Source organism: Aquibium oceanicum, from assembly GCF_001889605.1.
Classification (GTDB): domain Bacteria; phylum Pseudomonadota; class Alphaproteobacteria; order Rhizobiales; family Rhizobiaceae; genus Aquibium; species Aquibium oceanicum.
This window is the reverse complement of sequence record NZ_CP018171.1, coordinates 2,465,631-2,483,181: the sequence shown is the minus strand read 5'-3', so window position 1 is coordinate 2,483,181 and position 17,551 is coordinate 2,465,631. Positions and strand designations below refer to the sequence as shown.

General features: G+C 66.9%; 14 protein-coding genes. 6 read left to right on the top strand and 8 right to left on the bottom strand.

The genetic code is table 11. From position 1 onward, the window contains the following. Entirely contained in the window at positions 1-993 is a 993-nt protein-coding gene (locus BSQ44_RS12230) for a nicotinate-nucleotide--dimethylbenzimidazole phosphoribosyltransferase (RefSeq protein WP_072604486.1), read from the bottom strand. 158 nt (positions 994-1,151) lie between these two features. On the opposite strand from BSQ44_RS12230, the gene BSQ44_RS12225 reads away from it, so the two are divergent. Both BSQ44_RS12225 and BSQ44_RS12220 read left to right on the top strand, forming a co-directional pair. Then, positions 1,152-1,385 carry a DUF1289 domain-containing protein gene (locus BSQ44_RS12225; RefSeq protein WP_072604484.1) on the top strand — a complete coding sequence of 78 codons (234 nt, stop codon included), beginning with the start codon at positions 1,152-1,154 and terminating at the stop codon, positions 1,383-1,385. Next, entirely contained in the window at positions 1,382-2,089 is a 708-nt protein-coding gene (locus BSQ44_RS12220) for a TIGR02281 family clan AA aspartic protease (RefSeq protein WP_072604482.1), read from the top strand. Before BSQ44_RS12225 ends, BSQ44_RS12220 begins: the two co-directional genes overlap by 4 nt. 10 nt (positions 2,090-2,099) lie before the next feature. Here the strand turns inward: BSQ44_RS12220 and BSQ44_RS12215 are convergent, their stop codons facing one another. From BSQ44_RS12215 to BSQ44_RS12200, 4 genes are all read right to left on the bottom strand, one after another. Next, positions 2,100-2,918 (bottom strand): sulfite exporter TauE/SafE family protein, encoded by an 819-nt coding sequence (locus BSQ44_RS12215; RefSeq protein ID WP_114580068.1) that lies wholly within the window; start codon positions 2,916-2,918, stop codon positions 2,100-2,102. A gap of 133 nt (positions 2,919-3,051) precedes the next feature. Beyond that, positions 3,052-4,953 carry a methyl-accepting chemotaxis protein gene (locus BSQ44_RS12210; RefSeq protein ID WP_072604479.1) on the bottom strand — a complete coding sequence of 634 codons (1,902 nt, stop codon included), beginning with the start codon at positions 4,951-4,953 and terminating at the stop codon, positions 3,052-3,054. Between the two features lie 115 nt (positions 4,954-5,068). Beyond that, on the bottom strand, positions 5,069-6,025 hold the full coding sequence (gene dusA, locus BSQ44_RS12205; RefSeq protein WP_235633424.1) for a tRNA dihydrouridine(20/20a) synthase DusA: 957 nt from the start codon (positions 6,023-6,025) through the stop codon (positions 5,069-5,071). A gap of 336 nt (positions 6,026-6,361) precedes the next feature. Further along, positions 6,362-6,811 (bottom strand): GatB/YqeY domain-containing protein, encoded by a 450-nt coding sequence (locus BSQ44_RS12200; protein WP_072604477.1) that lies wholly within the window; start codon positions 6,809-6,811, stop codon positions 6,362-6,364. A 293-nt stretch (positions 6,812-7,104) separates the two neighbouring features. Between BSQ44_RS12200 and carA the strand changes: the two genes are divergently transcribed. Next, complete coding sequence (gene carA, locus BSQ44_RS12195) at positions 7,105-8,307, top strand: glutamine-hydrolyzing carbamoyl-phosphate synthase small subunit (protein ID WP_072608024.1); 1,203 nt, start codon at positions 7,105-7,107, stop codon at positions 8,305-8,307. A gap of 29 nt (positions 8,308-8,336) precedes the next feature. Here carA and BSQ44_RS12190 read toward each other — a convergent pair whose 3' ends face one another. The 3 genes from BSQ44_RS12190 to BSQ44_RS12180 form a co-directional block, all read right to left on the bottom strand. Next, entirely contained in the window at positions 8,337-9,923 is a 1,587-nt protein-coding gene (locus BSQ44_RS12190) for a pilus assembly protein TadG-related protein (RefSeq protein ID WP_072604474.1), read from the bottom strand. A 138-nt stretch (positions 9,924-10,061) separates the two neighbouring features. Beyond that, positions 10,062-10,964, bottom strand: a complete 903-nt coding sequence (gene ypfJ / locus BSQ44_RS12185; protein ID WP_072604472.1) for a KPN_02809 family neutral zinc metallopeptidase — start codon at positions 10,962-10,964, stop codon at positions 10,062-10,064. A 290-nt stretch (positions 10,965-11,254) separates the two neighbouring features. Continuing rightward, positions 11,255-11,443, bottom strand: a complete 189-nt coding sequence (locus BSQ44_RS12180; protein WP_072604469.1) for a hypothetical protein — start codon at positions 11,441-11,443, stop codon at positions 11,255-11,257. 151 nt (positions 11,444-11,594) lie between these two features. On the opposite strand from BSQ44_RS12180, the gene BSQ44_RS12175 reads away from it, so the two are divergent. The 3 genes from BSQ44_RS12175 to BSQ44_RS12165 all read left to right on the top strand — a co-directional run bounded on the left by BSQ44_RS12175 (position 11,595) and on the right by BSQ44_RS12165 (position 17,381). Beyond that, a complete protein-coding gene (locus BSQ44_RS12175) occupies positions 11,595-12,440 on the top strand; it encodes a protein-L-isoaspartate O-methyltransferase family protein (protein ID WP_072604466.1) in 846 nt (281 codons plus the stop codon). A 123-nt stretch (positions 12,441-12,563) separates the two neighbouring features. Further along, positions 12,564-14,150 carry an SH3 domain-containing protein gene (locus BSQ44_RS12170; RefSeq protein WP_072604464.1) on the top strand — a complete coding sequence of 529 codons (1,587 nt, stop codon included), beginning with the start codon at positions 12,564-12,566 and terminating at the stop codon, positions 14,148-14,150. Positions 14,151-14,210: 60 nt separating this feature from the next. Beyond that, positions 14,211-17,381, top strand: coding sequence for a caspase family protein (locus BSQ44_RS12165; protein ID WP_072604461.1), 3,171 nt, complete (start codon positions 14,211-14,213; stop codon positions 17,379-17,381). Positions 17,382-17,551 lie beyond the last annotated feature (170 nt).

The window sequence follows — 17,551 nt, the reverse complement described above, 5'->3', positions numbered from 1 at the left end:
TCAGACGCTCCCCGGCAGCGGTTGCATGCCGGCCAGGCACAGCGCCGCCGACTTGACGAAGCCGACCGCCAACGCGGCCCCCGCCCCCGCCTGCAGATCGAGATCGATGGACAGCACCGCCTGCACGCCGGCTCGCTCGGCTGCCCTGCGGTGCACGGGGGCGGACGGCGCGGTGGCCAGTCGGCAATGCTCGACCGCACGCGGATTGGCGGCATGAAGCGCCGCCGCCGCGGCCGTCGCCGTCAGGCCGTCCAAAATCACCGGTATCTTCTGCGCCCTTGCGGCCAGGATGGCGCCCACGATCGCGGCGCTTTCCCGCCCGCCGAGCCGGCGAAGCACCTCGAAGGGATCGCCGAGCCGACCGGCATGCGTTTCCAGCGCCCGGCCGACCGCCGACACCTTCCGGTCGTACACCAGTCCGTCGGCTTCCGCGGGAACCCATTCCCGCGTATCGCCGCCGAACAGCGCGGCCAGCACCGCGGCCGACGAAGTCGACCCGCCGACGCCGATGGAGCCGATGCACAGGAGGTCCATGCCGTCCGCCGTGGCTTCCATGCCGAAGGCCATCGTGGCCGCCGCGCCGCGCTCGTCGAGCGCCGGTTCGGTCGTGATGTCGCCAGTGGCGAGATCCAGCGCGAGGTCATAGACCTTCAGCCCGACGTCGTTGGCGACGCAGAGCTGGTTCACGGGCGCCCCGCCCGCCGCGCAATGCTCGACCAGCGCCGCCGTCGCCGAGACCGGCCGAGCACTCACGCCGTGCCGTGCCACGCCGTGATTGCCTGCAAAGACCGCCAGTTGCGGCCGGTTGACGGCCGGCGGCATGCGTCCGCTCCAGATCGCCAGCCACAGAGCCGTGTCGCCGAGCACACCCAGCCTGCCGTCCGGATCGACCCGTTCGAGCCGCGCGCGGGCCGTGCGGCGGATCTCGTCTCCGGGATCGGCCACGTTCGCCGCGAGCACTCGGAAATCGTCGAAGGGTATGCCGGTCGTCATCGTGAAAATCTCGCGTCGGATGGATCGCCTGCGGCGGCAATAGCCTTTCGACGCCCGGTGCACAACGTCGCCGCCGGCGCTTCCAGCCGGCGCGCCGTCCCTTGCAACCGGCGCGTTTCTGCACCATGTGGAAACGTCGAAGAAGGCAGCCCGTCGGCATGATCGAAACCCCCTGCATCCTCGTCTGTTCGGTGGACGACAAGACCGGCTACTGCTTCGGATGCGGCCGCACGCGCGACGAGATCGGCCGCTGGATCGGTATGAGCCCCGCCGAACGCCGTCAGATCATGGACGTCCTCCCCGCGCGTCTGGAAACGGTCGAGCGCCGACCCCGCCGCGAGACGCGTCGCGCCCGGCTGGCGCGAGAACGCGGTGCTGCGGACGGAGGATGATGCCCATCTTCTGGATCGTCATGTCGCTCCTGGCGGGCGGGCTCGTTCTCCTTATCGCCACCAACGACGCCGGCTCCGTTTTCGGCATGGAAAGCGGCGCCTTCGCTGGCGTGCTCTATCTCGGCGTCATCGCGCTGGTGATCGGGTCGGGCCTGGTCGGGCGCCACCGCACCTCGATGGGAAACACCCTGAAGACGGTCGCGGCCTGGCTGGTGATTCTGCTCGTGCTCGTCGGCGGCTACCAGTACCGCTATGAGCTCCAGGACGTGGCGAGCCGCATCACCGCGGGCTTCGTGCCGGGCAGCCCGATGTCGGTCACGTCGGGCGACGGCGAGGCCACGGTCCGGCTGGACAAGCTCTCGCACGGGCATTTCGGCGCGCGGGCGCAGGTCGACGGGGTGACGGTCGATTTCCTGGTCGACACCGGCGCCACCACCACGGTCCTGAGCGCAGCCGACGCCGGGCGCGTCGGGATTGACGTCGATGCGCTGAACTTCGCCATCCCCGTCTCCACCGCCAACGGCATCGCGCGTGCCGCCCGGGCGACCGTGGACGAATTGAGCGTCGGCTCGATCAGCCGCAGCCGCCTGCCGGTGCTCGTCGCCGCCCCCGGCACGCTGTCGCAGAGCCTGCTCGGGATGAACTTCATCGGCACGCTGTCGGGTTTCGACGTGCGCGGTGACGTGCTGATCCTGCGCGACTGAGCTTTCGGTTCTAGCCGTACAGGCTGAGGAAGAACCGCGCCGAGACGAACAGAAGGAAGCTGCCGAAGGCGATCTCCAGATGCCTGCGCTTCATGGCATGCGCAATCCGCACGCCAAAGGGCGTCACCAGAACAGTGATGGGGAAAATGAGCCCGACGGCGATCCAGTTCACGTAACCCGTCGACGCGACAGGCAGCAGCGGGTCGCCCCATCCGGCCCAGACGTATCCGATGGTGCCCGGGATCGCGATCAGCACGCCGACCCCCGACGAGGTGGCGACCGCCTGGTGCATCTGCCGGCCGTAAAGCGACATGAAGGTGTTGTTCATGACGCCCCCGCCGATGCCCATCAGCGTCGAAAAGAGCCCGATCAGGAACCCAATGACCGCCCGCCACGGATTGCCCGGAATGGTGTTCCCGAGCCGCCAGCTCTCCCTGTTGAAGGCGAGCCTCAGCCCGACGGCCAGCGCGATCAGCGCGAAAATCAGCCGCAGTCCCTCGCTCGAAATGGAGGCTGCGATCAGCGTCGCGACGACCACGCCGGCCGGGACCGGGACGAGGAAGGAGCGCAGCAGTTCCATGTCCACCGCGCCGCGCGCATGGTGCCCCTGGAACGAGCGTAGCGAGGTCGGCACGATGAGCGCCAGCGACGACCCGACCGCAACGTGCATCCGGACCGCCTCGTCGATGCCGAGCGGTCCCATCGCCTGGTAGAAGACCGGCACCAGAACCGCGCCGCCGCCGATGCCGAAGATGCCGGCGAGCAGGCCTGAAACCACGCCCGCCGCCGCCACGCCCGCGGCGAAAATCAGGATTTCCGTCAACGGCATGTCGGTCGGCAGCAAATCGGCGTCTCCCTCGCGCGCCGGTACCGGCGACCGGACCATGTGGCGCCGCGACGTGCCCCAACGCAAGACGGCCGGGCACAAACCCGGCCGTCTCGCCTGATCCGATGTGTTCCGGTCAGAATTCTTCCCAGCCGTCCGGTTCGGCCGCGACGCTGACCTTCTTCGCCGCGCTGCCCTCGCTCGTATAGGACATCTTGACCGCCGCTCGCACGGGCGAGAGCGATGGACCGGCCGCCTTGCCGTCGCCGGAGATGCGGAACCGCGACACCAGTTCGGCCAGCGATCCGGCCTCGCGCGCCAGCTGGTGGCTCGCTGCCGTGGTCTCTTCCACCATCGCCGCGTTCTGCTGCGTGACCTTGTCCATCTGGTCGACGGCGGTATTGATCTCGCCGATTCCCGACGCCTGCTCGCGCGCGGAGGTCGCGATTCCCGAGACGATCGTATTCACCCTCGCAACCTGCTCGGCGATGCGGGCCAGCGCCTCGCCGGTCTCGCCGACGAAATCGACGCCCTTGGTGACCTGCTCGGTCGAGGTCGAGATCAGCGCCTTGATCTCGCGTGCTGCCTCGGCGGAACGCTGCGCCAGCGCGCGCACCTCCTGCGCCACCACCGCGAAGCCGCGGCCGGCATCGCCGGCGCGCGCCGCCTCGACCCCCGCGTTGAGCGCAAGCAGATTGGTCTGGAAGGCGATCTCGTCGATGACGCCGATGATCTGGGAAATCTCTCCCGACGACTTCTCGATGCCGCTCATGGCGTCGATCGCCTGCTTGACCACCTGGCTGCCGCGGTCGACCTCGCCGTTTGCGTTGCGCACCGCCGTGTCGGCCTCCTGAGCCCCGGCGGACGTCTGGTGCACGGTATCGGTGATCTCGCCCAGCGAGGCCGCCGCCTCCTCCAGGCCGCTCGCCTGCTGCTGGGTACGCAGCGACAGGTCGTCGGCCGCGCGCGAGATCTCGCCCGAGCTGTCGCGTATGGCAGCTACGGTGGCGAGGATCGCCCCGATCGTTTCGGAGAGCGTGGAAACCGTCAGGTTGAAGTCGCCGCGCAGCTTTTCGTAGGCCGGCGGGAACGGCTGGTCGAGGCTCACCGTGAAGTCGCCGTGCGAGAGGCTCGCGAGCCCCTGCGCGATCGAGGACACGACCTGCGTCTGCGCCTGTTCTGCTTCGGTGCGGAGGGCTTCGCTGCGGGCGCGTTCGGCTTCCAGCGCCTCGCGCTGGTCCGCCGCTTGCAGTTCCGCCTGCCGTTCCACCACAGCCTTGTGGAACGCCTGCAGCGACTGGTTCATGCGGCCGATCTCGTCGCTGCGCTTGGTGTGCGGCGGTTCGGCGGAAAGGTCGCCCTTCGACAGTCGGTCCAGCACGTCGGTGACCTCCTGCAGCGGCTTCACCACTTGCCGGCGCGAGACGAGCGCGATGGCGGCGGCGATCAGCAGGCCCATCAACAGGAGGCCAGCCATGATGCTCTGGGCGACCGATCCGGTCGCCACCGCCGCGTTCGCCTCGGCCGCGGCCACGGCCTCGATCGTGTCGAAAGCCTGCTCCATCGCGACTTCCAGCGCCTCGTACTGCTCCTTGAAGGCGGGGAACATTTCCTGCGCCCCGAAGGTGGAGGCTTCGGTCTCGTTCATGATCGCCGTGGCCGCTTCCTGATAGGCGCGAAGCGGCTCGGCCACCGAATCGAGAGCAGCGATGATGGCGGGGTCGCTCGCAAGCCGTTTCGCCGTCGCGATGTCTTCGGAAAAGGCCTGGGAGTGCGCCTCGAAATCGGCTCGGATTTCCTTGCTGTCGAAGCCGATGCCGATCGTCGACGACTGCATGGCGGATACGACGTCCCCGCGCAGGGCGTCGTGCATCATGTCTGCATGCATGTGGTAGCGCAGGACATGGGCTGACTGGAGCGAATTTTCCAGTCCGTCACCCAGCGAATTGGTGATGTAGATCCCGGTACCCGCGGTCATGGCGCTGATCAGCCCCACGAGGGCCACGCCGCCCGTGATCTTCGTATTGAGCGACGCCATCTGCCCCCTCGATAAACTGCAACTGAAAGGATTTGCCTGCCGTTTACCTTGCCCGACAAAACTTAACGTTGCGTTTGTGGAGACGTGGTGGAGCTTACCGCCGCGGGTTTTCGGTTCATGCAGCCTCGGCGGCCGACTCCAAATCCACGGCGGCGAAGGCCTTGCGGAGCACGGACGAATCGGCGCCCGGCCGCGTCGCCTCGGTCGACAGGATCTGCCGGTAGCGCCGCGCGCCGGGCCGGCCGTGGAAGAGACCGACCATGTGGCGGGTGACGTGGCCCAGCCGCCCGCCGCGCGCAATGTGGCGGTCGGCATAGTCCGCCATCCGCTCGATCAGCAGCGCGTAGTCGAAATCACCGGAAACCTCGCCGTAAATCACCGGGTCGGCGTCCGCCAGCACGCTGGGGGTATGGTAGGCGGCGCGGCCGAGCATCGCGCCGTCGACGTGCCCCAGATGCCGCTTCGCCGCCTCCAGATCGGGGATGCCGCCATTGATGCCGACGAAACGGTCGGGATACCGCTCCTTCAGCCGGTAGACGCGCGGATAGTCGAGCGGCGGGATGTCCCGGTTCTCCTTCGGGCTCAGCCCTTCCAGCCAAGCCTTGCGCGCATGCACCCACAATGCATCGGCTCCCTCGCCGAACACGCCGTCGGCCAGCGCATCCAGCGCCGTCTCGATGTCCTGCTCGTCGACGCCCAGCCGGCATTTCACGGTTACCGGCACGTCGACCGCAGCCTTCATGGCGGCGACGCAGCGCGCGACCAGCTCCGGCGTCTTCATCAGGCAGGCCCCGAAAGTGCCCGACTGCACCCGGTCGGACGGGCAGCCGACGTTGAGATTTATCTCGTCATACCCTAAGTCCGCCCCGATCGCCGCCGCCTCGGCGAGCTTCGCCGGATCGCTGCCGCCAAGCTGAAGCGCCACGGGATGCTCCGCCGCGTCGAACCCGAGCAACCGCTCGCGCTCCCCATGGATCACCGCATCGGCCACCACCATCTCGGTATAAAGCAAAGCCCGCCGCGTGATCTGTCGATGCAGGAACCGGCAATGCCGATCCGTCCAGTCCATCATGGGGGCGACGGCGAGGACATTGCCGCCGTAGAAGCCTGGCTTCCCCGATTTTCCAATCGCCTCGACGGCATCCTTCACGCCCATTTCGCTCGTCTTTTCGATTTCTTGGCCCGTTTTCTTCACGAGATGCAACCACGCTGGCTCGAGCAGCGTCGAAGGGTCGAAGTATTCCGCATGTTCGCAGCTTGATCCGAGCGTCTGGGGACGCGGTCTTGGTGGTCAGGCTTGTTCTGCGAAGCCGACACCTTCAGACCACGGAAGGCCGCCAGCACCGGTCGATCAGCCTTCGCTCGCGGCGCAAGTTAAGCGGTCGTCGCGGAAACGACGTGCGGCTTGTTACCGCAGCATGCCCTTGACGATGCCGCTGGCCTTGCCGAAGTCCATGCGGCCCGGAAATTTTTCGCGTAGCGCGTTCATGCACTTGCCCATGTCGCGCAGGCCGTCGGCGCCGACCTCGTCGATCACCTGGGCGCAGGCCTGCTTGACCGCTTCCTCCTCCAGCTGCCTGGGCAAGAAATCGCGGATGATGCCGATTTCTTCGCGTTCCTGTTCCGCGAGTTCGAGACGATTGCCTTCCTCGTAGATGCGCGCGGATTCCTGGCGCTGCTTGATCATCTTCACGAGAATCAGCGCGATCTCTTCCGCGCTCACGGGGTCCTTCCCGGCGGAACGGTTGGAGATGTCCCTGTCGTTGACGGCCGTCTGGATGAGCCGGATCGTGGAAATCCGGCGTTTGTCGTGCGATTTGAGGGCGTCCTTCAACGCCTTCGCGAATTTCTCGCGCATTGGGACAAGACTCCTTTGGCGACATGGGACAATAGCGCCGGGCATGTATCGACGCAAACCGATTTTTCGGGTCCAAGCCGCTGTTTTTGTTTGCGAAAGCTTTTCTCTTCGGGCCTCATTGCCACGATTGACCGCGCCGCCCGTTTTGCCTATTGTCCGCATCCTGCATGGACATACATCTAGCGCACGGATCGGGCGGGCATAGTTGCGCCGCGCCGAATTCGCCGCGCGATATGGCCCTTTCGCCGACCGATATCAAGCCCGGCAGGGCCGCCTTCGATGGAGAAACCCGCATGACCGCTTCCACGGCGCCCTGGGGCGCGCAAAAAGCCACGGCGCTGCTCGTCCTGTCCGACGGGACGGTCGTGGAGGGCCGCGGGCTCGGCGCGACGGGCGAAGCGATCGGCGAGGTGTGCTTCAACACTGCGCTGACCGGCTACCAGGAAATCCTCACCGACCCGTCCTACGCCGGTCAGATCGTCACCTTCACCTTCCCGCATATCGGCAATGTCGGCGCCAACAGCGAGGATATCGAGGACCTGACGCCGGCTGCCCGCGCCGGCGCCGTCGGGGCCGTATTCCGAGCCGACGTCACCAACCCCTCGAACTACCGCTCCGCGGAAAACCTGCACGACTGGCTGAAGCGGCGCGGCATCGTCGCCATCAGCGGCATCGACACGCGCGCGCTCACCGCCCGCATCCGCGACCTCGGCGTACCGCATGCGGTGATCGCCCATTCGCCCGACGGCATCTTTGACGTCGCGGACCTTAAGAAGCGCGCCGCCGAGTGGCATGGCCTCGTCGGTCTCGATCTCGCCAAGGAGGTGACGTCGGGCCAGAGTTCGACGTGGAAGGAGACGGCCTGGGCCTGGAACGATGGCTATGGCGAACAGACCGATCCTTCCATGCACGTCGTGGCGATCGACTACGGCGTGAAGCGCAACATCCTGCGGCTCCTGGCCGGCCTCGGCGCCGAAGTGACGGTGGTTCCCGCCGACACGCCGGCGGAAGACATCCTCGCCATGCGGCCCGACGGCATCTTCCTGTCGAACGGCCCGGGCGATCCGGCGGCCACCGGCGAATACGCGGTTCCCGTCATCCGCGACCTGCTCGGCGCCGATCTCCCCATGTTCGGGATATGCCTCGGCCACCAGATGCTGGCTCTGGCCGTCGGCGGAAAGACCACCAAGATGCACCAGGGTCATCACGGAGCGAACCATCCGGTGAAGGACCACACCACAGGCAAGGTCGAGATCGTGTCGATGAACCACGGCTTCGCGGTCGACGGCGACAGCCTGCCGGAGGGTGTCGAGGAGACCCATGTCTCCCTCTTCGACGGCTCCAACTGCGGCATCGCGCTGGCCGGTAAGCCGGTCTTCTCCGTCCAGCACCATCCCGAGGCCTCGCCCGGCCCGCAGGATTCGCACTATTTGTTCCGCCGCTTCGTGAACCTGATCCGCGAGCGCAAGGGCGAGCCGGCGCTGGCGGAACGGTAGGCCTCTGGGGCTCGTCGCGATCCCTGCGTCTACGACGAAATCCGCAGCCTGACGACGTTCTCGCGGATTTTCTGGAACACCTCGTCCAGCTGGCTGCGCGAAGGGGCGTCGAAGAAGTGGGCCGGGCTCGTGGCGCAGTCCTTCAGCATCATGCCGGTCTTCACGTCCGGCTCCTCGAGCCTGATCGTGTAGACGATGATGCCGTCCTTCTTCGCGTTGCCGCAGGCAGCCAGCGTCTTCTCGTTCATGATCTTGTTGGTGTCGGAGGACGAGCCGTTGGCGATGCCGATCCGACCATCGACCAGGTAGCCGTTGCTGGAGTAGCTCGAGCGCAGCGCCGTGTAGTTGTTGCCGAACACGTTGGAACCGTCTGTCAGCACGATCATGATCTTTTCCACGCCGGGCTCCTTTACCCGGCCTTCCGAGAACGGCTCGTGCGGCGACAGGACCCGCATGCCCCATGCGACGCCTTCCATGATGTTGGTCGTTCCGTTGGCTTGGAGCGACTTCACCTTGTTCTTGATGCCGTTGTAGTCGTTGTTGAGCGACACGATCGGCTGCGTCACGCAATCCCTGTTGGGGCCTTTTCCGCCATACTTGCTCATGGCCGGAACGAACCACTCGCCGTCGCCGCTGATCGGAATGGTGGTGCCGTCGCTGCCGGTAACGCTGGTCACGCCGTACTTGAGCAGTTTCCTGTTCTGGGCCGTCGCGCTCTTGTCGAGGGGATCGACGGACGAGGCGATGTAGCTGTTGCCGTAGCCGCTGTCCGGCTCGTCGATGGAGAATGCCGGCACGAAACGGTTCTTGTCGCCCCATTTCTTGGTCGGCTCGTCGGAGACGTCGTAGTCCTCGCCCGCCGCGGTGAAGCGGGTCTCGACGCAGCCCTTCCAGTCGTCTTTGAGGTTGTGCATTACCTCGAAGCGGCTGACACCCTTCTTCAGTTCCAGCTGCGGAACCTCGACCCCACCCTTCAGATCGAGCCAATCGGCGCCGGTCTTCTTGATGAGCTTGCCGTTCTTATCGAATTCCGGACCGAAATGGTTGCCGACATTGACGAAATTGGCGAAGGGCACGACCGCGAACTTCAGCTTGTCGGCGTCCTTGATCTGCGTCGACATGGTGTCGACAAGCCCGAGCACCGCGTCCTTCATGGAGGAGAGCTTGCCGCCCTTCATCGAGCCGGTGGTATCGAGCACAAGCGCGATCTCGTACTTGTTGTAGGCGATGTCGGCAGAGGATTCGGCCCCCACCTTGGCGGTGTCGTAGCCGATGAGGCCTGCGAAGGCGAGTTTCTGGCGCAGCCCGCCCTTGATCGTGACGCGGGTTCCCGTCCGCTTGAGATCGAGATCGACGTCCTTGGGGTCGAAGTTCGCGCGAATGAACTGCTGCGCGATGAGGTTGGCCTCGGCGTCGCTGATCGTCTTGCCTTCGCGGGCCACGGCGAGCGCCGCGGCATCGAGCGCGTTCTGCAACTCGGCCTTTCGGTTGCTGAGCGACGAGAAGTCGATTGCAACGCCCGCGCCGAGAACGAGCGGAACCATGGCGAAGGCGGCCATGATGCCGAAATTCCCGCTCCTGTCGCGCACCAGTCTGCCTATGGAAGACGCCAACATCACGCTACCCCACTCCATTCACTATGGGGCAAGACTAGTCGTAGCGCGTTAAGGTGGAGCTAAGTCGAATGCTTAGCGGAGCGTGAACGCCCTGTTGCGGTTTTTCAGGATAGCCGCCCGATATTACCGAATTCTAAATCAGAGACTACCGCTGAACGTGTCGCAATCGGACATGCGTCCGCTGTCGAAACCACGCGCGAACCACTCCTTTCGCTGCGCCGACGTGCCGTGGTTGAAGCTGTCGGGGACGACATAGCCCTGCGACCGCTTCTGCAGCGTGTCGTCACCGATCTGATTGGCTGCATTCAGCGCCTCGTCGATGTCGCCCTGCTCCAGCAGCCCCTTCTGCTCCGTATAGTGCGCCCAGATGCCGGCATAGCAGTCCGCCTGCAGCTCGACACGCACCGACATTTGGTTCGCCTCGACTTCGCTCATCGTCTGGCGTGCGCGGTTGAACTTCGGCAGGACCCCGGTGACGTTCTGCACGTGGTGTCCCACCTCATGCGCGATGACGTAGGCCTGCGCGAAATCGCCCGACGCGCCGAACTGGCTGGCCAGTTGCCCGAAGAATGAAAGATCGAGGTAGAGTTTCCCATCACCCGGACAATAGAACGGCCCCGATGCCGCAGAGGCGAAGCCGCAGGCCGAGCGCACCTGGTCGGTGAAGAGCACCATCGTCGGCTCCGGATAGTCCTGGCCGCCGGCTTCGAAGATACCGTTCCAGACATCCTCGGTCTCGGCAAGCACCACGCCGGCGAACTGCGCCATCTCGTCCGACGCCGCGCTCTGCACCGTCGTGCCGTCCGTCTCGCCGCGCGGCTGTTCGCCCATCATGGCGAGCAGATCGATCCCGAGAAACCGCAGCACGAAGAACACGATGACCAGGATGACGATGCCGGAGATGCCGCCGCCGCCGATGGATCGTCCCATGGGAATACGCATGCCGCCTCCGCGGCCCAGACCGCCGCCGCGCCCGAAACCGGCGCTGCGGCCACGCTGATCTTCTACGTTGGCGCTCTGACGACGGCCTCTCCAGCGCATCGCGGTCTCCTCGAATCTGTGGGCCGCTACCAGTGGTGCAGCGGGTCGGATATCCGTTCATGAATAGTATGTGGCGCGTGCGAAGTCATGACGAATGTGACTTCGCCGAACGTCATCACGCGCTCACCCGATGGACGGGCGCATCGATCGATTTCCGAAACTTTTGATTCAACGCAAAGTCGTCTCGCATTCCGCAGGCTACTGCTCCCTTGCGGCGGTCGGGGGCTGCGAGGCGGAACCCGCTCGGGGCGGGGGCCAGCGGGTTCCGCCTTCGTATACGGCCCGCAGGGTCAGTCCTGCTGCTTGGTCCCGACGCCCTTGCCGTCCGAACTGCGCGACCGCTCGTCGATCCGGTCCGCGCCCTTCTTGAGGTCGCTGCCCTTCTCGGATTCCACCTTCTTCTCTTCGCGGGCGGTGCTTTCGCGGAACTCGCGCGCGCCTTCCTTGCCTTGCGGTGTCGGTGCCTGCTCGATGCCCATGGGTTCCTCCACGTTGCCGCTACCCGGACCGGGCTGCGATCGTTCGAAAACGTCCCTTGCTCCTTCCGGTTCCGCCGGTGGGATCATTATCGATGGTGCGTAGCGGCTTGCGAACGCCTATAGAGGGGGCCTTCACGCGAGACATGATGCCATGGCAGGACTGGCGCAGATGCAGGCCCTCTACGCTCGTATGATGGCCGCTCACAGCGGCTCGACGGATCCCCGGCTGGAACGGGCTTTCAGCATCGTGCCGAGGGAGGCATTCCTTCCTCCCGGTCCCTGGACGATCATGGCCAATGGACGGCGCGTGGAAACGCCCTCCGCCGATCCCTCGCTTCTCTATCAGAACGTGCTGGTCGCGCTGAACCGGACCAAGGGGATCAACAACGGCGAACCGTTTCTCCATGCTGCCTGGATCGGACGGGTGGCTCCGCAGCCGGGCGAGATCGTCAGCCATATCGGCGCGGGAACCGGCTACTATTCGGCGATCCTGTCCATGCTCGTGCTTCCCACCGGGAAGGTCCACGCCTACGAGATCGAGCCCGACCTCGCGGACCAGGCGCGGGAAAACCTGGAACCGTTCGAAAACGTGGAGGTGCATGCCTGCGACGCTTCCGCGGCCGAACTGCCCGCTTCCGATGTCATCTACGTGAACGCGGGCGTCGCCGCGCCGCCGACCGGATGGATGCAGGCACTCCGTCCGGGTGCGCGCATGATCTTCCCATGGCGTCCGTCCGCGGACGTCGCACTCGCCATGCTGGTGACGCGCACCGAAGCCGGATTTGCCTGCCTGCCATTCATGCGCGCCTGGTTCATCGCCTGCGTCGGCGCGTCCGACACGGCATCGGCGCGACGCCTGCCGACCGCGGAGGAGGCCTGGCGCACGCGGTCGGTCTGGCTTCACGGCGAGCGTCAACCGGACGAGACAGCGACGGCGGTCTTCGACCATCTGTGGTTCTCGTCGGCACCGCCGAAGCGACAGGACGCCGTCGCCTGAGCGGCCCCCGTCTGAAAACTTGTAGGGACGATAATCGAAATTGGGGTGACAGCCGCCAGCCGGGTCGCATAATAGGCGTCCCGTAACCGCAACGCCGCCGAACAGGGTCGCCCGAGTATCCGGATGCCGCGAAAGACTGCCAGCGCATTCGTGTCCGCCGTAGCGCTGGCCGCCTGCTGCCTTGCCGCGCCGGCGCTCGCCACGGAAGAAGCCATGGCCGGCGACATCGCGCCTGTCGAGGTCGAGGTGCGGGGGCTGTCGCCCGACGATCTCCTCAACATCCGCGCCACCGCCTCGCCGACCGGCCTCGTCCTGACCCGCATTCCCAACGGCTCGCTGCTACAGCGGCTCGATTGCGCCGATTTCAGGGGCTACGAGTGGTGTCGGGTCGAGATCGACCATCCGGAGCACCTGATCGGCTGGACTCCCGCCCGCTACCTGAGGGCCGGCGTCGCGGACGCCACTGAGGAGGACGATGCGGCGAAGGTGCCGCCGCCGGAGAAGTTCGACCGCTCGCAGATCGTTGCCGGCATCCTGCCCGATCCGCTTCCGAGCATCGGCCTCGACACAGGAGAGGAATCTGCCGGCACAGAGATCCGCACCGTGCTCCTGTCCCCGGCGCCCGGGTCCGGCGTCGATCCAATGCTCGCCTTCGACGAGGAGCGCGAAAGCCGCAAGATCGACGCTACTGCTCCCGCCTTCGCGCTGGCGATGGCAGCGCGAAACGCGCCATTCGCGGCCGAGGTGTTTACGCCCGACGACGCCGAGGCCGCGACTTACGAAGCCCCCGCCGACGCGTCTTCCCTGATCCCGATCCCGACCCCGCGCCCCCTCATCGAGGGCGAGGAGAGGGTCGCGGAAGCCGCCACCGAGGCGACGGACATCGCCATGCTGGACACAGAAAACCCCGTCGCTGAGGTGGAAGCGGGCCTGCCCGCGCCGACTGCGGAAATCCCCGCCGAGCCCGAACCGGCAGAGCTTCCGGAGGAGAAGGTTGCGGACACCCCTGCCCCAGCGGCAGCGGACATGCCCGCGCCTGCGGTGGCAGAAGTGCCCGAACCGGAGCCAGCCAATCCGCACGCGCAGGCCGCAACCGAATCGCCTGCACCGACGATGGAAGACGTCCCCGAGCAGCCGGTCGCCGGGATTGAAGAGCCGGCCGAAATGCCCGCGTCCGAGGCGGTAACAGTCCCCCAGCATGAAATGGCCGCGCTCGAGCCGAAAGAAGAGTCCCGAGGCATCGTCGATGCCGCGCTCGCGGTCCTCTTCTCCAGGAAGGAAACTCCGGCAGCTGCCGCCGAAAAGGAAGAGCCGGCCGCACCCGCCGCCGTTATCACCCCCGCCCGCGCCGCGGCATCCGAGCCATCCCGGGAACCGCCCGCTGCAACGCTCGATCCCGTCGTGGTGGCCCAGACGACGACGCCACAGCGGTCGCAGGACGCGACCATCGAAATCCCCTGCGCGCGCTATGTCGGCCAGCCGATGACCCGCTGCGACGCCAGCGTCGCTCGCGGCGAGAACGGAGATGCGGAGGTAACCGTCCTGTGGCCCGACGGCGGCTCCCGCGTAATCCGTTTCCGGTCCGGAAAGCCGGACGGCTCCAACACCTTGCAGGAATTCCGCTTCACCCGCGAAGCCGACCTGAACATGATCCGCATCGGGGTCGGCGAGCGCTTCGAGATCCTCGACGCCATCCCGCTCGGCCGCTAGCCTTGCCCCGACCCGCATCGGGCGGGTTATACTCGCCGTCGCGAACCTTGCGGACGGACCATGTTCCTGACTGAGATACCGCGACGATATCTGGAGGGCCGCGCCCTTTTCTGGCGTCTGGCGGCGCTCCTCCTTCTCGTGTCGTTCCTCGCCCTGCCCGCTCTGGGCACGGAGGACGGCGAGGCGCCGGTTCTTCGCGGCGTCGCACTCGCCATCGGCAACGGCGACTACGCCGCCCTCCCCGCCCTCGCCAATCCGCCGGACGATGCCGACGCCATCGAGGAACTGCTGTCGGACCTCGGCTTCGATTCCGTCCGGCGCACCGATCGCGACGCGGACGATCTGCGCAAGGACCTCGACCGCTTCGTCGAGGACGCGCGCGATGCCGACGTGGCGGTGCTCTACTACGCCGGCCACGGCATCGAGGCAGGCGGCGAGAACTATCTCGTTCCCGTCGACGCCGATCTCGCGGCCCTCGACGACGCCGCCGACCGGCTGGTCCCTCTTTCCGACATTCTCGACCGCCTGCGCCGGACCATCCCCGTCACGATCCTCCTGCTCGACGCCTGCCGCGACAACCCCTTTCCCGAGAACGCGACGCTGCATGTTCGGCCCGGCGCGCCGGCCGAGCCGCTGTCGGCCGGCGGTCTCGCCCAGACCCGCGGCGCTCGCGCGCTGGATGCGCCGGAAGCCTCGGGGAGCGAAAACCTCGGCATGGTGATCGGTTTTGCGGCCGAGCCCGGCATGCCGGCGCTCGACGGCGACGCGGGCGACCACAGCCCCTATGCTGCCGCGCTGCTGCGCCACATCGATGCCATGGCCGGCGAGGAGTTCGGCACCGTCATGCGCATGGTCGCCGAGGAAGTGTATCTGAAGACCGGTGGCCGGCAGAGGCCGTGGACCAACGAGAGCCTGAGGCGGCTCCTCTATCTCGGTGACCGCCCCGAGCCGGTCGAAGGCGCCGAGGGCGAAATCCTCACCGAACGCCGACAGCTTCTCGTCCACATCGCCGCACTTCCGAACCCGCAGCGCGCGCAGGCGGAGACCCTGGCCCGCGGCGGACAGGTTCCCATGAGCGTCGTCTACGCCATGATGCGCGCGGCCGGGCTCGATCCCGCCGACGATCCGCAGAAGATCGAGGCGCGCCTCAAGGCCGAGCTCGATCGCTTCGCCGAGCTTCGCCGCACCCGCGACGCGACGGAAAACCCCGATCCCGAGATCGAGCGCCTCACGCGCCTGGCCGACGAGGCCGAACTCGAAGGCGCGCTCAACGCCGCCGACGATTTCCGCGAGCAGGCCAAGCAACGCGTCGCCTCCTTGCGCGACACCCGCCTCGACCAGCTGGAGGCGCTTCGCCAGCGCTTTATCGAGGATGCCGAGGTCTTCGCACGTAGCGCCGAGACGAAAAAGCTCCTGTTCCGCTTCGAGGACGCCGCCCGCGACTACGGCGGCGCGCGCGAGATCGTCGCCGAGTTCGACCGCGAGAAGGCCCTGCGCTACGGCGTGGAGGAGATCGGCGCCTACCTGACCCATTCCGAACTCCAGGGCGCGCCCGCATCGCTCGACCGAGCCGAGACGCTGGCCCGCGACGCGCTGGAGCGGGTCGGCGCCGCCGAGCGCTCGATCGAGGCCGAACTCGCCCACAAGCTCGCGCTAATCCTGCTCCTGCGCAATTCGCGCGCCGGCGACACCTCGTCCTTCGGCGAAGCGCTCGGCCTGCTCGAGCAGGCGCTGTCGGCCCCCGACGGTATTCCCGCCGCAATGCAGGCCCGCATCCGGCTCGACCACGGCCGCGCCGCCGGCCAGCTTGCGCTCGTCAACGGCAACGTCGCCTCGCTCACCGATGCCGAAGCCGATTTCGAGCAGGCAGCGTCGCTGGCGCGGCAGGCGGGCGACGAGGCATTGGAAGCGGAGGCGCGCTTCCGCCTCGTGCAGGCGCAGTATTTCCGCTGGGCCGCGGCTCCCGACCCGGCGCTGCTCCAGACGCTCATCGGCAACATGGCCGGCATGATGACGCTGTTGCCCGACGACGAAACGGCCGACACGCTCGCCGCTCGCTACATCGCCAATGCCACCTATATCGCCCTCGACCTGGCCATGCGCCTGAACGCCACGGATGCGCTGGCGATGGCAGGCGACATCAACGGGACGGCGCTCGACATCTTCCCGGCGGACCGCTTTCCGCTGGTCGCCGCCGAACTGAAGAGCATGGCCGGCCGCATCGCGCTCGAATGGGCGGAAAGGTTCGGCGATGGCTCCGGCCTGTTGCAGGCGGAGGAGGTCCAGCGCGCCGCGCTCGAAACCTTCCGCCAGGCCGAGGCCGCCGCGCCGGCGCAGGAGGCCGAATGGAGGCTCGCCCTGACGCTTTCGGCGATCGGCCGGCGCGAAGCGGGCAACGAGCGCCTCCGCGAGGCCATCGCCATTTTCGACAGGCTCGCCGAGACCACCGGCGAGGGCCAGAGGGCGCAGGTCGACTTCGAAACCGCCCGTGCGCGGTCCTCCCTAGGGCGCAAGACCGCCGATACTGATCCGCTGCGGCAAGCCGCCGAAACCTTCGAGCGACTGAGGCAGGCGGTCCCGCCCGGCACTCCCGACGGAACGCTGCGCCTCGACATGGAACTCGGCACGACGCTCGCCGCGCTCGCCAGCCTGTCGGGCGACACGGCCGAACTCCGCCGCGGCACGCAGCTTCTGGCCGAAAGCGTGGCCCGCAACGAAGCCCTCGGCGCGCGCGCCGCCAACATCGGGCCCTTCCTCGAACTCTACCAGAACTACACCGATGCCGCCGCCGCGCTGGCGCTGGAGACGAAGGACCGCGCCGAACTCGAAACGGCGATCGCCGCCCACGGGGAACTGCACGCCATGTTCGGCGAGATCGGCAACGTCCAGGGAAGCGCGCTCGCCGCCAACGGCCTCGCCTACCTCCTGGTGACGGCGCTGCGCCTCGACTTCGACCCCGCCCGCCTCGCCCGCGCCGAAGAGCTGGCCGCCGAAGCCCGCGCCGGCTTCGCCGCGATGCCCCAACTCGCCGGCTACCTCGAAAACACTACCTGCGAAATCCGCACCGAGCGCGCCCGCCATGATCGTGATCTCGCGGTGGCGAAGGAAGCGGAGGCTCAGTGCCGGCGGGCGCTGGAGCTTCTCACTGCGGCGCAGCAGGCAGAAGCGGTGGAGATAGCGAAGGCGAGCGTCGAACGGGCGGAGGAATTGGTGAGAGAGCTTGGGGAGTAGACGTTTCTCGCTCCGGCCTCCGCCGTTCTGCCAGCAACAATGCGACAGACCTCTTTCCTGAAACGATCTTGCATCTGCCTGAGTTGGCGAGGTTGACTCAAACTCAACAACAAATCTTCTTTCGAGCTTTCCGACTTCGACCCCATCCCCCCGCCCGCAGGCTGCGGCCC

Excerpts from the sequence above, each read along its gene's own strand:
- dusA (WP_235633424.1), bottom strand. The coding sequence starts at position 6,025 with ATGATGGACTGGACGGATCGGCATTGCCGGTTCCTGCATCGACAGATC.
- BSQ44_RS12170 (WP_072604464.1), top strand. The coding sequence starts at position 12,564 with ATGCCGCGAAAGACTGCCAGCGCATTCGTGTCCGCCGTAGCGCTGGCC.
- BSQ44_RS12200 (WP_072604477.1), bottom strand. The coding sequence starts at position 6,811 with ATGCGCGAGAAATTCGCGAAGGCGTTGAAGGACGCCCTCAAATCGCAC.
- ypfJ (WP_072604472.1), bottom strand. The coding sequence starts at position 10,964 with ATGCGCTGGAGAGGCCGTCGTCAGAGCGCCAACGTAGAAGATCAGCGT.
- BSQ44_RS12230 (WP_072604486.1), bottom strand. The coding sequence starts at position 993 with ATGACGACCGGCATACCCTTCGACGATTTCCGAGTGCTCGCGGCGAAC.
- BSQ44_RS12165 (WP_072604461.1), top strand. The coding sequence starts at position 14,211 with ATGTTCCTGACTGAGATACCGCGACGATATCTGGAGGGCCGCGCCCTT.
- carA (WP_072608024.1), top strand. The coding sequence starts at position 7,105 with ATGACCGCTTCCACGGCGCCCTGGGGCGCGCAAAAAGCCACGGCGCTG.
- BSQ44_RS12215 (WP_114580068.1), bottom strand. The coding sequence starts at position 2,918 with ATGCCGTTGACGGAAATCCTGATTTTCGCCGCGGGCGTGGCGGCGGCG.
- BSQ44_RS12175 (WP_072604466.1), top strand. The coding sequence starts at position 11,595 with ATGGCAGGACTGGCGCAGATGCAGGCCCTCTACGCTCGTATGATGGCC.
- BSQ44_RS12225 (WP_072604484.1), top strand. The coding sequence starts at position 1,152 with ATGATCGAAACCCCCTGCATCCTCGTCTGTTCGGTGGACGACAAGACC.
- BSQ44_RS12180 (WP_072604469.1), bottom strand. The coding sequence starts at position 11,443 with ATGGGCATCGAGCAGGCACCGACACCGCAAGGCAAGGAAGGCGCGCGC.
- BSQ44_RS12210 (WP_072604479.1), bottom strand. The coding sequence starts at position 4,953 with ATGGCGTCGCTCAATACGAAGATCACGGGCGGCGTGGCCCTCGTGGGG.
- BSQ44_RS12190 (WP_072604474.1), bottom strand. The coding sequence starts at position 9,923 with ATGTTGGCGTCTTCCATAGGCAGACTGGTGCGCGACAGGAGCGGGAAT.
- BSQ44_RS12220 (WP_072604482.1), top strand. The coding sequence starts at position 1,382 with ATGATGCCCATCTTCTGGATCGTCATGTCGCTCCTGGCGGGCGGGCTC.